Origin of the sequence: Rhodovulum sp. 12E13, from assembly GCF_003340565.1 — a bacterium.
Classification (GTDB): domain Bacteria; phylum Pseudomonadota; class Alphaproteobacteria; order Rhodobacterales; family Rhodobacteraceae; genus HLUCCA09.
The window spans coordinates 106592-120342 of record NZ_QPLK01000013.1 but is presented as its reverse complement, the minus strand read 5'-3'; the positions used below and the strand labels follow the sequence as shown (position 1 = coordinate 120342).

The 13751-nt window shown below is 70.0% G+C and carries 11 protein-coding genes and 1 pseudogene; 6 read left to right on the top strand and 6 right to left on the bottom strand.

Annotation, left to right across the window (positions count from 1 at the left end):
* From DLJ49_RS12870 to DLJ49_RS12845, 6 genes are all read right to left on the bottom strand, one after another.
* On the bottom strand, nt 1-542 hold a 542-nt coding region (locus tag DLJ49_RS12870; protein ID WP_147277309.1), incomplete at its 3' end, for an acetyl-coenzyme A synthetase N-terminal domain-containing protein.
* A 109-nt stretch (nt 543-651) separates the two neighbouring features.
* A complete protein-coding gene (locus DLJ49_RS12865) occupies nt 652-1407 on the bottom strand; it encodes an ABC transporter ATP-binding protein (RefSeq protein WP_115393958.1) in 756 nt (251 codons plus the stop codon).
* Nucleotides 1408-1451: 44 nt separating this feature from the next.
* Nucleotides 1452-2207: an ABC transporter ATP-binding protein gene (locus DLJ49_RS12860; protein ID WP_115393957.1), complete on the bottom strand. Its 756-nt coding sequence runs from the start codon at nt 2205-2207 to the stop codon at nt 1452-1454.
* Between the two features lie 12 nt (nt 2208-2219).
* Entirely contained in the window at nt 2220-3431 is a 1212-nt protein-coding gene (locus DLJ49_RS12855; RefSeq protein WP_115393956.1) for a branched-chain amino acid ABC transporter permease, read from the bottom strand.
* A gap of 4 nt (nt 3432-3435) precedes the next feature.
* Nucleotides 3436-4467 carry a branched-chain amino acid ABC transporter permease gene (locus tag DLJ49_RS12850; RefSeq protein WP_115393955.1) on the bottom strand — a complete coding sequence of 344 codons (1032 nt, stop codon included), beginning with the start codon at nt 4465-4467 and terminating at the stop codon, nt 3436-3438.
* A gap of 101 nt (nt 4468-4568) precedes the next feature.
* On the bottom strand, nt 4569-5969 hold the full coding sequence (locus DLJ49_RS12845; RefSeq protein WP_199533367.1) for a substrate-binding protein: 1401 nt from the start codon (nt 5967-5969) through the stop codon (nt 4569-4571).
* Nucleotides 5970-6176: 207 nt separating this feature from the next.
* Here DLJ49_RS12845 and DLJ49_RS12840 point away from each other — a divergent pair, with 207 nt between their 5' ends.
* The 6 genes and pseudogenes from DLJ49_RS12840 to DLJ49_RS12815 all read left to right on the top strand — a co-directional run.
* Complete coding sequence (locus DLJ49_RS12840; RefSeq protein ID WP_115393953.1) at nt 6177-7514, top strand: helix-turn-helix transcriptional regulator; 1338 nt, start codon at nt 6177-6179, stop codon at nt 7512-7514.
* Nucleotides 7515-7633: 119 nt separating this feature from the next.
* Nucleotides 7634-8101, top strand: a complete 468-nt coding sequence (locus DLJ49_RS12835; protein WP_115393952.1) for a response regulator transcription factor — start codon at nt 7634-7636, stop codon at nt 8099-8101.
* 10 nt (nt 8102-8111) lie between these two features.
* A complete protein-coding gene (locus tag DLJ49_RS22880) occupies nt 8112-8594 on the top strand; it encodes a hypothetical protein (protein ID WP_369932526.1) in 483 nt (160 codons plus the stop codon).
* A complete protein-coding gene (locus tag DLJ49_RS12825; protein WP_115393951.1) occupies nt 8591-11320 on the top strand; it encodes an ATP-binding protein in 2730 nt (909 codons plus the stop codon). Before DLJ49_RS22880 ends, DLJ49_RS12825 begins: the two co-directional genes overlap by 4 nt.
* A 153-nt stretch (nt 11321-11473) precedes the next feature.
* The gene (locus tag DLJ49_RS22795) at nt 11474-12736 is read left to right on the top strand and encodes a flagellar motor switch protein FliM (protein ID WP_115393950.1); all 1263 of its coding nucleotides are present in this window, start codon (nt 11474-11476) and stop codon (nt 12734-12736) included.
* A 446-nt stretch (nt 12737-13182) separates the two neighbouring features.
* A pseudogene (locus DLJ49_RS12815) lies at nt 13183-13716 on the top strand (IS5 family transposase); the annotation flags it as partial.
* Nucleotides 13717-13751: the final 35 nt, after the last annotated feature.

The window sequence follows — 13751 nt, the reverse complement described above, 5'->3', positions numbered from 1 at the left end:
TTGATCCGCGCGGCCAGCGCGTCGGAGGAAAACCCCGCGAAGACCACCGAGTGGATCGCCCCGATCCGCGCGCAGGCGAGCATGGCGTAGGCCGCCTCGGGGATCATCGGCAGGTAGAGAATGACGCGGTCGCCCTTGCCGACGCCCAGCTCCTCGAGGATGTTCGCCATCCGGCACACTTCGCGGTGCAGCTCGGCATAGCTGATGTGGCGGGCCTCCTCGGCGGGGTCGTCCGGCTCCCAGATGATCGCGGTCTGCTCGGCCCGGGTGGCCAGGTGTCGGTCGACGCAGTTGGCGCAGACGTTCAGCGTGCCGTCCTCGAACCAGCGGATATCGACCTGGCCCGGCTCGAACGACGTGCGCTTCACCCGCGTGAACGGCTTGATCCAGTCGACCCGCTTGCCCTGCTCCGCCCAGAACCCTTCCGGATCCGCAACGCTCGCCGCGTACAGCTCCTCGTACGCAGCAGAACCGACATGCGATGACGCGGCAAACGTCGTGGATGGGGGGTAGATCGCGGTTTCGGTCTTGGTGTCAGGCATGGCATCCTCCCATTCCGGGCCCCGAGGTGGCGGGCCCCTTGCAGACGAGTGTCGCGCCGTGGCCGGCGCACGGCAACCCCGCCTTTCGCCTGCTTCCGACGCCGCGCGGTCAGATGGCGAGATACTCCGCGCGCAACTCCGCATCGGCCAGAACTTCGGTCGCGGTGCCGTCGTAGACGATCTGTCCGCCCTCGAGGATCACCGCGCGGTCGGCCAGTTCCAGGGCGCGCACGGCGTTCTGCTCGACGATGACCGTGGTCATGCCCTGCTCCTTGATATGGGACAGCGTCTTCTCGATCTCGTCGACGATGACCGGCGCGAGGCCCTCGTACGGCTCGTCGAGCAGCAGCACCTTGATGTCCCGCGCCAGCGCCCGCGCGATCGAGAGCATCTGCTGCTCGCCGCCCGAGAGCGTGGTGCCCTCCTGCTTGCGCCGTTCGCCGAGCCGGGGGAAGAGTTCGTAGAGCCGCTCCAGCGACCAGCCGATCGGGGGCATGATCTGCGCGAGCTGCAGGTTTTCCTCGACGGTCAGCCCGGGGATGATCCGCCGGTCCTCGGGCACGAGGCCCAGCCCGGCCTGCGCGGCCTCGTGGCTCTGCATGAGGTGCAGGGGCTGGTGGTCGAGCCAGATCTCGCCATGAGTGACCTGCGGATCGCCGATCCGGGCGATCGAGCGCAGCGTCGAGGTCTTGCCCGCGCCGTTACGGCCGAGAAGGGCGAGGATCTCGCCCTCGTGGACATTGAAGTTGACGCCCTGCACGATGTAGCTCTCGCCGTAATAGGCGTGCATGTCGTAGACCGACAGGAAGGCCGGGGCAGTGGCGGCCTGGTTGGCGTTCTTCGAGAAGTCGGGCTTGACGTTCATCGCTCGTCTCCTTGGGGGAAGCGAATTTCCCTACGAAAAATCGGTCAGGCGGCGTGGCCGAGATAGGCTTCCTGCACCTTGGGGTGGCCCTTGATCCGTTCGGGGGCGTCCTCGACCAGAGGCGACCCCTGGGCGAGCACGGTGATCCGCTGGGCGAGGCTGAAGACCACGTGCATGTCGTGCTCGATGATCACCATGGTGATGTCGCGCTTGGCATTGATCTGCTTGAGCAGGTCGATCGTGTTGTTGGTGTCGGCGCGGCTCATTCCCGCGGTCGGCTCGTCGAGCAGGAGCAGCTTGGGCTGCTGAACGAGGCACATCGCCATCTCGAGCCGCCGCTTGTCGCCCCGCGAGAGATAGCTCGCCAGCATGTCGCGCTTGGCCAGCATGTCCACCTCGTCGAGCATCGCTTCCGCCTCTGCGACGAGGTCGCGCTCGGCCAGCATCGGCTCGTAGGCGTGCATCCGGAACGCCCCGTCGCGCTTGGCGAAACAGGGGATCAGCACGTTTTCGAACACCGTGAGGTCTCCGAAGATCTCGGGCGTCTGGAACACCCGGCTGATCCCCATCTGGTTGATCTCGTAGGGCTTGCGCCCCAGGACCGACTGACCGTCGAACATCACCGAGCCGGTGTCGGGGATCAGCTTTCCCACGAGGCAGTTGAGCAGTGTCGACTTGCCCGCTCCGTTCGGCCCGATGATGGCGTGAACCGAGTTCTCGGCGATCGAGAGGTTGACGTCGCCCAGAGCCTGCAGGCCGCCGAAGCGCTTGTTGACGTCCTTGACTTCGAGAATGCCCATCGCGCGCGCTCCTTACTCGCCCACATGGGGGCTGGGCTGGGGGTGATGCTCGGGGTCGTCCGTCTTCGTCTTCTTCCTGCGGCGGAAGAGACGCGAGACGCGCTGGCCCCCTTCGACGAGGCCGCCGGGCAGGAAGATCACCACGAGCATGAACATCAGGCCGAGCGTCAGAAGCCAGCCGTCGCCCACGAACATCTGCGACACCGACACGGCGACGCCCTGCAGGCCGTCGGGCAGGAAGTCGTACAGCGCGTTCAGGTCGCGCTCGTTCAGCCGCGAGAAGATGTTCTCGAAGTACTTGATCATGCCCGCACCGAGCACGGGCCCGATCAGCGTGCCTGCGCCGCCGAGGATGGTCATCAGCACGACCTCTCCGCTCGCGGTCCAGAACATGCGGTCGGCGCCGGCGAGCGGGTCGACCGCCACCATCAGACCGCCGGCGAGACCGGCATACATGCCCGAGATGACGAAGGCCGCGAGCGTGTAGGGCTTGGGGTTGAGGCCCGTGTAGTTCATCCGCTGCTGGTTCGACTTGACCGCCCGCAGCATCATGCCGAAGGGCGAGCGGAAGATGCGGATCGACACGTAGAACGCGACCAGCATCAGCAGCGCGCAGAAGTAGTAGCCGAAGTTGAAGGTGAAGACCCAGCCGCCCAGCGCCCATTCGAAGCCGTCGCGCATGGTCAGGCCGAAGAAGTTGGCCGCCGGGATCGAGCTGCCGCCCCCCGCCTCGAGGATGCGCGGGTCGTTCAGCGACAGTTGCAGCCCGGATTCGCCGGCCGTGATCGGCGTCAGCACCGAGTAGGCCAGCGCGAAGGCCATCTGCGCGAAGGCGAGCGTCAGGATCGAGAAGTAGATGCCCGACCGCCGGAGGCAGATGAAGCCGATCACCAGCGAGAACACGCCCGCCACCACGATCGAGGCGATGATCGCGGGCACGATGTTCACGGTCAGCAGCTTCATCATCCAGACGCCCGCGTAGGAGCCGATGCCCAGGAAGGCGGCGTGCCCGAACGACAGGTAGCCCGTCAGCCCGAACAGGATGTTGAAGCCGATGGCGAAGATCCCGAAGATCACGAAGCGCTGCATCAGGTCGGGGTAGCCCGCGTTGAAGCGCGCGAGGCCCGAATCCTCGGGGAACGGGTTGAGGATGAAGGGCGCGAAGACGACGAGCCCGACCACGATGAGGAAGAGGATCAGGTCTTTCCGGTTCAGTCCAAGCATTGTCTCAATCCTCCATCACGCCCTTGCGCCCCAGAAGGCCGCGCGGCCGGACGAGCAGCACGACGATGGCGACGAGGTAGATGATCACCTGGTTGATGCCCGGGATCAGCTCGATCACCGCCGACATCGACGCGAAGCTCTCGATGATGCCCAGAAGGAACCCCGCGAGCACCGCGCCCGGCAGGCTGCCCATGCCGCCGACCACTACGACGACGAAACTGAGCACGAGGAAGTTCATGCCCATGTCGTAGTTGGGCGCGACGATGGGTGTGTACATGACCCCCGCCAGCCCCGCCACGATGGCCGCGATGGCGAACATGATGGTGAAGCGGCGGCCGATATTGATGCCGAGCAGGCCCACCGTTTCGCGGTCGGCCATGCCGGCACGCACGACCATTCCGAAGGTGGTGAACTGCAGGAAGGCGAAGATCGCCGCGATGACGGCCAGGGCGAAGCCGAAATACACGATCCGCCAGTAGGGGTACATGATCGTGAACGGGTCGAAGCCCAGCATGACGCCAAAGTCGAACGAGCCCTGGAAGACGTCGGGCGCGGGTACCGCGATCGGGTTGGCGCCGAAGAAATACTTGATGATCTGCTGCAGCACGATGGCGAGGCCGAAGGTCACGAGGATCTGGTCGGCATGGGGGCGCTTGTAGAAGTGCTTGATGAGGCCCCGCTCCATCGCCAGGCCCACCAGGGCCATGACCGGCACGGCGAGCAGGATGGCGATGGGCACCGACCAGTCGAGCAGCACCCCGCCCATCGTCTCTCCGAACCACGCCTCGACATAGGGTGTCTGCACCTTCAGCGGATTGCCGAGGAAGTCGGTGCGCGTCTCGTCGATCGTCTCGAACGAGGTCGAGAAGAGCCCCTGGATCGCCACCGCGCAGAAGGCCCCGAGGGCGAACAGGACGCCGTGGGCGAAGTTGACCACGCCGAGCGTGCCGAAGATCAGCGTGAGCCCGAGCGCGATCAGCGCGTAGGCCGATCCCTTGTCGAGCCCGTTCAGGATCTGAAGGATTATGGCGTCCATCGCTCCCACCATCGCGATTAGGGAAACCGCCCCCCGTAACGCGCGGGGGACGGCAAATCACGCGGCGGGGCACCCGGCCCCGGCCGCGCCTGCGGCGGGCGTCAGGCGCCCGGGTTGCACTCGCCCAGCTGGCCGCCGGCGAATTGCGGGTGGTCGGGCTCGTACCAGACCTGCTCGGTCGGGGTGACCTCGACGATCTCGAGCAGGTCGAACTCCGACTCGGGCTCTTCCTTGCCCTTCACCACGAGCACGTCCTTGAAGCACTGGTGGTCGCCCGCGCGGTAGAGCGTCGGGCCGTTGCCGAGGCCGTCGAACACGAATCCGGTGTTCGAGGGCGAGTCGATGCCCGGCAGGCCGTCGCCCGTCTCGAGCGCCTCGACCACGGCGCAGGGGTTGAACGAGCCCGCGCGCTCCACCGCGTCGGCGTAGAGCAGGGTCTGGCAGTAGACCGTGTGTGCCGCCTGGCTCGGCGGGAAGCCGTACTTGGTGCCGAAGGAGCGGGTGAAGGCCTGGCTGCCCTCGTCGGGAAGCGACCAGTGCCAGTTGGTAGAGCCGAAGATGCCCTTGATGTTCTCGCCCGCGCCCCGGGCCATGAGGCGCGAGAAGAGCGGCACGATGATCTGGAAGTCCTTGCCGTTGGCCTGCGCCTCGCGGAGGCCGAACTGCACGGCGTTGGTCAGCGAGTTCACCATGTCGCCGCCGTAGTGCACCAGCACCAGCGTGTCGGCGCCCGACTGCAGGACCGGCGTGATGTAGGACGAGAAGTCGCCCTGGCCGACGGGGGTGAGCACCTTGTTGACCGTCTCCCAGCCCATCGCCTCGGTGGCCTCGGTGATCGCCTGCTCGGTCGTGTAGCCCCAGTTGTAGTCGGCGGTCAGGTAGTAGGCCTTGCGGTCGTTGCCGTAGGCGGCCTCGAGCACCGGCGCCAGCGCCGCCCCCGACATGTAGGAGTTGAAGAAGTGGCGGAAGCCGTTGGCCCGCTTGTCCTTGCCGGTCGTGTCGTTGGCGTGGGTCAGGCCCGCCATGAAGATCACGCCCGCCTCCTGGCAGAGCGCCTGCACGGCCACGGCAGGGCCCGAGGAGGAGCCGCCGGTGATGAGCGTGGCGCCGTCCTTCTCGATCATCGAGCGGGCCGAGGCGCGGGCGGCGTCGGTGTTGGTCTGGGTGTCGCCGGTGACGTACTCGACACGCTTGCCGAGGATGCCGTTGCCCGTCAGCGCGGTGGGCGAGCCGTCGGCGTACTTGAACGTCTCCAGCATGCCGTTGTCGGCGCCGGTGCCGTTGAGGTGCTCGACGGCGAGTTCGTAGGCGCGCAGCTGGTCGGCGCCCTCGTCGGCGTAGGCGCCCGACTGCGGCACGTTGAAGCCGAGCGTCACGGTGTCGCCGGTCGGCTCGTTGGTGAAGGCGCGCGCCTGGCTGGTGAAGATCGTCGGCAGCGCCAGAGCACCGCCAGCCACGGCGCCAGTCTTGATGACGCCGCGCCGGGTAAAGCGATTGGACATGGTCAACCTCCCTGGATGATGGATGCGACAGCAGGCATCCTGCGCCCGCACGGACGCCTTCGCAGGATCACCGGAGAGCGATAACGGCGCAACAACTCCCTTCACCCGCTCATTTTTTTTGTAAATGAATATACAAATCGCGGGTGCGTATTGTAAAAGGCTTTTTGCTGCGCCGCGGAAACCGCTTGAACCGACGCAAGGAATCGCATGGCACGTCCCTCGCTCACAGGCTCCCGGATCCGGGAACGGCGTCTGGTGCTCGGCCGCCGGCAGGCCGATCTGGCGCGCGCAGTCGGGATCTCGCCCTCCTATCTGAACCTGATCGAGCACAACCGGCGCAGAATCGGCGGCAAGCTGGTGCAGGCGATCGCGGCCGAGCTCAAGGTCGACGTCGCGCAGCTGACCGAGGGCGCCGAGGCCGCGCTGGTCAACATCCTGCGCGAGGCCGCCGCCGATCATCGCGCCGGCTCGGAGGATCTTCCCCGGCTCGAAGAGTTCGTCGGCCGCTTTCCCGGCCTTGCGCAGCTTCTGGCCGACACGCGCCGCCGTGCGCTCTCGCTCGAGCGCACCGTCGAGGTGCTGTCCGACCGGATGACGCACGACCCGTTCCTGTCGGCCTCGCTGCACGATATCCTGTCGACGATCACCGCCATTCGCTCCACCGCGGGTATCCTCGTCGAGACCGACGATCTCGACACCGAGTGGCGCGACCGCTTCCATCGCAACATCGCCGAGGAGAGCCGCCGCCTCGCCGAGAGCGCCGAGGGACTGGTGAGCTACCTCGACGCGGCCGCCAGCGCCGAGTTCGCCGGCCAGACCCCGCAGGAAGAGCTCGACCTGTGGCTGTCGGAGCGCGGCTACCACGCCCCCGAGATGGAGCGCGCCCTGCCGCCCGATCCCGAAGACGTGGTCGCCCGCGCGGACGGGCTGCGGAGTCGCGCGGCGCGCGAAATGGCGGTGCGCTGGCTGCGCCGCACCCGGCAGGACGCCGAGCACATGCCGCTCGCCCGCATGCGGGAGGCCGTGGCGGAGCACGGGGTCGATCCCGCCGCGATCTCGGCGCGTTTCGGTGTCGATCTCCCGGCCGTCTTCCGCCGCCTCGCCGCCCTGCCGGAAGACGCGCTCGGCGGCATCGTGGGGCTGGTGGCCTGTGATGGCTCGGGCACCCTGACCTTCCGCAAGCCGGTCACCGGGTTCGCGCTGCCGCGCTATTCCGCCGCCTGTCCGCTCTGGCCGCTCTACGAGGCTCTGTCGCGGCCCATGGCGCCCGTGCGCCACGTGGTCGAGGTGGCCGGCCGCGCGCCGGGCCTGTTCGTCGCCTACGCGCTGTGCCGGCCGGCGCAGCCGGTGGGCTTCGGAGGCCCGCAGGTGCTGGAGGCGCTGATGCTGCTCGTGCCGCTCGATCTGGCCGATGCGCACCCTGCGACGGCCGTGCCCGAGACCTTGCGCACCGCGCCGCTGGCCGTCGGCACATCGTGCCGGATCTGTCCGCGCCCGGCCTGCGCGGCCCGCCGCGAGCCCTCGATCATGGCCGAACTCGGCTGATCCGGAGAAGGCGGCCGACGCGACGCCGCTTTGACACGCTCCCGCACATGCGCGATGGTCCGTGAAGCGGGCGCGACCGGACGACAGAATCCGGCGGGCCGGCGGGAGGAGACGGCCGAATGATCAAGCGCATCCTTCTGGTGGAGGACGAGCCGAACATCATCGAGGCGATCCGCTTCATCCTGTCGCGCGACGGGTGGCATGTGACCACCCATTCCGACGGGACGACGGCGCTCGAGGCGATCGGGCGGACCGGGCCGGACGTGCTGGTGCTCGACGTGATGCTGCCGGGCCGGTCGGGCTTCGACATCCTGCGCGACCTGCGGGCCGACCCGGCCACGAGCGATCTGCCGGTGCTGATGCTGACGGCCAAGGGGCAGGCGCGCGACCGCGAGCAGGCCGAGCGCTATGGCGTCACCCGCTTCATGACCAAGCCGTTCGCCAACTCCGACGTGCTCGCCGCCGTCAACGCCATGCATGCCGCGCCCGGCCGGGACGCGGCGACGGAAGAGGGCAGCGGCGCCGCGGCGGACGAGCGCGCCGAGGGGCGGGCCGTCCTGCGCTCTCCGGTCGGGCGCGAAGGCTGAGGGCAGGGCGATGGCCGCGCCGCCGCCCCCCGAGACCGAAGGCGCGCACGCGGGGGACGGGCCGCGTGCGGGTGAGGCGGGCACCGCCCCCGACGCGCGCCCGACCGACGCGCCGCGCCCCACCCCGTCCCGCGGCCAGGCCCTCGACCCGATCGGTGCCGTCCGCGGCCGGGCACCGCTCTTTCTCCACCGCGAGACATACCGCCACCGCCGGGTGATGGATGCCGCGCGCCTGCTGCCCTTCTTCGGAACGGCGCTCCTGCTGCTGCCGCTGCTCTGGGCCGACGAGCACGCGACCGCCTCCGGCGCGGTCTATCTGTTCCTCGCCTGGTTCGGCCTCATCGTGGCGGCCGGCCTTCTCGCCCGCCGGCTCGCCGCGCCCCTGCGCGCCCGCGACCAGGCGCGCGCCATGCCGGCCGACCGGACGGGGCGGGGGACGGAGGGGGCAGGCGCCGGCCCGGCGCGCGCCCCGGCGCGAGACCGCGCGCCGTGACCTTCAACCTGCTCGTCGTCCTGTCGCTGGTCTACGTGGCGTTCCTGTTCGTCGTCGCCGCCGCGGCCGAGCGGGGAGCGCGGGGGGGAAGGGCGGGCTGGCTGTCCTCGCCGCTCGTCTACACGCTGTCGCTGTCGGTCTACTGCACGGCCTGGACCTTCTACGGCGCGGTGGGCTACGCGGCGCGCTCGGGGCTGGAATTCGTGACGATCTATCTCGGCCCCACCCTCGTCTTCACCGGCTGGTGGCTGCTGCTGCGCAAGCTCGTGCGCGTCGGACGCGCCCAGCGGATCACCTCGATCGCCGACCTGATCTCGTCGCGCTACGGCAAGTCGACGCTGCTCGGCGGCATGGTCACCGTGCTGATGCTGGTGGGAACGACGCCCTACATCGCGCTCCAGCTGCAATCGGTCACCCAGTCCTTCGGGGTGTTCTCGGAGGACGGGCTGCCGGGCGAGGGGCCGGCCGCCTCGGGCCTCTGGGTGGCGGCGGGTCTCGCCGTCTTCACCATCCTCTTCGGCACCCGCAACCTCGATGCGAACGAGCGCCATCACGGCGTGGTCATGGCCATCGCCGTCGAGGCGGTGGTCAAGCTGATCGCGCTGCTCGCCGTGGGGGTCTTCGTGGTCTGGGGCCTCGGCTCGGGCCCTGCCGACGTGCTGGCGAGGATCGACGCCTCGCCGATCGCGACCTGGGGGGGCGACCCGGCGCGCTGGGCGGGCCTCGTCTTCTGCGCGGCGGCGGCGGTGATCTGCCTGCCGCGCATGTTCCAGGTGCTGGTGGTCGAGAACGCCGACGAGGCGCATCTGGCGACCGCCGCCTGGGCCTTTCCGCTCTACCTCTTCGCCATGTCGCTCTTCGTCATCCCCATCGCCGTGGTGGGGCTCGAGCGGATGCCCGAGGGCGCCAACCCCGACATGTTCGTGCTGACGCTTCCACTGGCCGAGGGGCGCGAGGGGCTGGCGCTGCTCGCCTTTCTCGGCGGCTTCTCGTCGGCCACCTCGATGGTGATCGTCGCCTCCATCGCGCTCGCCACGATGGTGTCGAACCACATCGTGATGCCGATCTACCTCGCCCGACAGGAGGGCGCGGTGGTCTCGGGCGACGTGCGGCGCGTGGTGCTGCGCGCGCGCCGCTTCGCCATCGCGGGCGTGCTGCTTCTCGGCTACCTCTACTTCCGTCTTTCGGGCGGCTCGGCGGCGCTGGCCGCGATCGGGATAATCGCCTTTGTGGGGACGGCCCAGGTGCTGCCGGCCACGATCGGCGGGCTGTTCTGGCGGGGCGGCACGCGGGCGGGCGCGGCGGCGGGCCTCGCGGTGGGCTTCGCCATCTGGCTCTACGCGCTGTTTCTGCCGAGCTTCGGCCTTGCCGGGCCGTTGCCGCCCTCGGTGCTCGAGCACGGCCTCTTCGGCCTCTGGTGGCTCCGTCCGCAGGCGCTCTTCGGCATCGAGGGGATGGACCCGGTGGTGCATGCCGTCTTCTGGTCGATGCTGCTCAACACCGGCGCCTACTGCCTCGTCTCGATCCTCACCTTCCCCACGCCGCTCGAGCGGTTGCAGGGTGCACAGATCGTCAACGTCTTCGAGCACACGCTGGGCGAGCGCGGCTGGGCGCGGGGCAACGCCCCGGCCGAGGACCTGCTGATGATGGCGCAGCGCATCCTCGGCGCCGAACAGGCGCAGGAGCTGTTCCATTCGGCCGCCGCCGAGCAGGGCAAGGCCGGCTATCTGCCCGATACCACGCCCGCCTTCCTCGCCCGGCTCGAGCGCGAGCTCGCCGGGTCGGTCGGCTCGGCCACGGCCCACGCAATGGTGGCGCAGATCGCCGGCGGCTCGAACGTGCTGGTGGAAGACCTGATGCGCGTTGCCGACGAGGCGCAGCAGATCCTCGAATACTCCTCGCAGCTCGAGGCCAAGTCGGCCGAGCTCGCCCGCACCGCCCGCCAGCTCCAGGCGGCCAACGCCAAGCTGACCGAGCTGTCGCACCAGAAGGATGCGTTCCTCAGCCAGATCAGCCACGAGTTGCGCACGCCCATGACCTCGATCCGCGCCTTCTCGGAGATCCTGCGGGAAGGGGGCGTGGACGAGGCCGACCAGGTGCGCTTCGCCGGCGTCATCCATGACGAGGCGCTCCGTCTCACGCGCCTGCTCGACGACCTGCTCGACCTGTCGGCGCTGGAGAACGCGAGCGTGCGCCTCAACCTCTCCACCGTCGCCGTCACCGAGCTTCTCGACCGGGCAGAGGCGGCCTCGGGCGTGCTCGAGGGCAAGGGCGGGCTGGTCGTGCACCGCGACCGGCTGGCCGAGGCGGGGCTGATGCTGCGGACGGATGCCGACCGGCTGGTGCAGGTCTTCGTCAACCTGATGGGCAACGCGCGCAAGTATTGCGACGCGCCGCGCCCGGAGCTGACGGTGCGGGCCGCGCGCACGAAGGGCGGCGTGCAGGTCGACTTCGTCGACAACGGGTCGGGCATCCCCGAAAAGAGCCGCGAGATCATCTTCGAGAAGTTCTCCCGCCTCTCCGATACCTCGGCCGCCGGTGGCACCGGCCTCGGCCTCGCCATCTGCCGCGAGATCATGGCGCGGCTCGGCGGCGACATCGCCTACCTGCCGGGGCAGGGCGGCGCAGGCTTCCGCCTGCGCCTGCCGCTCGCCGCGCCCGAGGGCCAGCCGACCCCGCAGCAGGCTGCGCGCCAGGCAGAGGCCCGGCAAGCCGCGGCGGAATGAGCCGCCTCTGGCTGACGTGGCGCGAGCGAAGCTGCGTTAACCATTTCCGAAGAGGTAGCGGGGCAAGGTGCGCGCAGGGCAGGGCGCGGCCGCGCCACTGCCAGGGCCGGCCGCAGGGCCGGGCGCCGGGACGGGGCAGGGCACGCGAGCGGCATGGGCAACGAGGAAGCGAACACGGCGCTCAGGCGCAAGGTCGAGGCGGGACGCACCTCCGTCACCGCCTCCCGCCAGGTCACGCCGGCCAAGGCGCTGTCGACCGCCTTCGTGCAGGCCTGCGACCGCCGGCTTGGCCTCGTGGCCAACGTCACCTCCTGCAGCGGGCGCACCGGCACGCTGGCCGAGCTGCTCGACACGATCCCCGAGGGCGGTCTGCTCGCCGTGCTCGAGGGGCCGGGCGAGGCACAGGGGCTCATGGTGTTCGACCCCGCGCTGCTCTCGGCCGTGATCGAGAAGCTGATGACCGGTCAGCTGGCCGACCGGCCGCCGCGACCGCGCCGCCCCACCCGCACCGACGCCGCGCTCGCAGCCGATGTGATCGACGAGATCCTGCGCGGCTTCGAGGCGCCGTTCCTCGGCCTGCCGCCCGCGCGCTGGGCGGCCGGTTTCGGCTACGACAGCTTCCTCGACGACCCGCGCCCCCTCGGTCTGATGTTCGACGATATCGACTACCGCGTTCACCGGCTCGTGGCCGATCTCGAGGGCGGCCGTCGCACCGCGAACATGGTGCTTGCCGTCCCCCTCGAGGGGCGCGGCCCTCTTGGCCAGTCCGCCGCCGCCCCGTCACGGGGCGCGGCCGCCCCCGCCCCGGTGGCCGAGCCCGAGGCGCCCGACGATGCCGTGCCCTGGTCGGAGGCGCTCGAGGCGCAGGTGCTGCGGGGCACCGTGGCGCTCGAGGCCGTTCTGCACCGCCTGCGCCTTCCGCTCGCGGCGCTCGAGGGCCTGCAGCCGGGCCACGAGCTGCCGATCCCCGGCGCCGCCCTCGACGAGACGACGCTCGTCGGCGCCGACGGCTGCGCCATCGCGCACGGCCGCCTCGGACAGAGCGGCGGGCGCCGCGCCGTGCGCCTTTCGGGCGGGCTCGCCGAAGACAGCGCCGCTGGCGCGCCCGCGCAGGAGCAGCCGGCCGGTGGCACCGCCGGCCCGGCGTTGCCAGGGCCCGGCCTGCCGCCCATGCCCGATTCCGGTGCCGGCGAGGGCGCCGACCTCTCCGATCCGCCTTCTCCCGGTGACCTCGCACCTCCAGGCGATCTGCCCCTGCCCGGCGATCTGCCCGGCCTCGGCGACGGCCTGCCGGCGGGCGACGACGGCGATCCCCTCGCCGGCCTGCCGGATCTCGCCGACCTGCCCTCGTTCGGGACGTCGGAGGAGCCGGGGGAGGGCGAGCTTCCCGCGCTGCCGGACCTGCCAAAGATCTAGCCTGCTGCCGACGACGGGTGACGGCGCGGGGCGCTGACGCATCGGTCGACGCCCGGTGCGTCGCGCCGTGCCTCCCCGCCGAGCGATGCCTGGCCAGGGATGGCGGCGCGCTGCGGCCAGCTGGGCGTCGATCACGTCGCGTACCAGGGCATGCCTCAGCCGTGCCGGCGCGACCGGAAGGCGTGTGACCGTGCCGTTCCGGCCGAGCGCGGCGTCGATGGCCGAGGCGGTAGCGGCGCCGACGGCCGTGGTGCCGCCCTCTCCCGCGCCCTTCACGCCAGGGGGCCCATGGCCTCGGGCAATCCTCGGCGATCAGCGCCTCGGGGGCCGGCACCTCGGCCGAACTCGGCATCAGGTGGTCCGCCAGCCTCGTAGAGAGCGGCTGCCCCTGCGCATCGTAGGAGGGACCGTGGCGCCAGTGGCGCCGCGTAGGCCCGGAGGACACCATCCTCAACTTCTGCCACCTCCTGGAGACCCACGCGCTGACCGGGAAGCTGTTCGCCGAGGTGAACCGCCACCTGGCCGAGCAGGGGATCACGCTGCGCTCGGGCACGCTGGTGGACGCCACGATCATCGACGGTGAGCGATGGAACGCCACCGGTCCGAGTGACATCGCGAACGCGTCGACGAAGAACGAAATCAAGGCCCGCGACCCCGAGATGTCGTCGACGAAGAAGGGCAATACCTGGTATTTCGGTATGAAGGACCATTTGGGCGTCGATGCCGATAGCGGCATCGTGCATAGCCCCGAGACGACGACCGCGAAGGTGCACGACAGCCAGGTCCGGGACGCGCTCCTGCATGGCGGGGAACGGTCGGTGTGGGCCGACAAGGGCTATGTCAGCACCGCGCGGGAGGCCGCGTTCTCCGGCCCCGGCAAGGTCTGGGGCGTCATGCGCAAGGCGCCGACGGGCGGCGCGCTGCATCCCGTCGACGCGGACACCAACCGGATCATCGCCATGGTGCGGGCGCGGGTCGAGCACCCCTTCCGGGCGCGACGCGGGCCCGTTTTCCA

What these genes read in the sequence shown, in the direction of transcription:
- DLJ49_RS12865 (WP_115393958.1), bottom strand. Translation starts at nt 1,407, where the DNA reads ATGAACGTCAAGCCCGACTTCTCGAAGAACGCCAACCAGGCCGCCACT.
- DLJ49_RS12860 (WP_115393957.1), bottom strand. Translation starts at nt 2,207, where the DNA reads ATGGGCATTCTCGAAGTCAAGGACGTCAACAAGCGCTTCGGCGGCCTG.
- DLJ49_RS12855 (WP_115393956.1), bottom strand. Translation starts at nt 3,431, where the DNA reads ATGCTTGGACTGAACCGGAAAGACCTGATCCTCTTCCTCATCGTGGTC.
- DLJ49_RS12850 (WP_115393955.1), bottom strand. Translation starts at nt 4,467, where the DNA reads ATGGACGCCATAATCCTTCAGATCCTGAACGGGCTCGACAAGGGATCG.
- DLJ49_RS12845 (WP_199533367.1), bottom strand. Translation starts at nt 5,969, where the DNA reads ATGTCCAATCGCTTTACCCGGCGCGGCGTCATCAAGACTGGCGCCGTG.
- DLJ49_RS12840 (WP_115393953.1), top strand. Translation starts at nt 6,177, where the DNA reads ATGGCACGTCCCTCGCTCACAGGCTCCCGGATCCGGGAACGGCGTCTG.
- DLJ49_RS12835 (WP_115393952.1), top strand. Translation starts at nt 7,634, where the DNA reads ATGATCAAGCGCATCCTTCTGGTGGAGGACGAGCCGAACATCATCGAG.
- DLJ49_RS22880 (WP_369932526.1), top strand. Translation starts at nt 8,112, where the DNA reads ATGGCCGCGCCGCCGCCCCCCGAGACCGAAGGCGCGCACGCGGGGGAC.
- DLJ49_RS22795 (WP_115393950.1), top strand. Translation starts at nt 11,474, where the DNA reads ATGGGCAACGAGGAAGCGAACACGGCGCTCAGGCGCAAGGTCGAGGCG.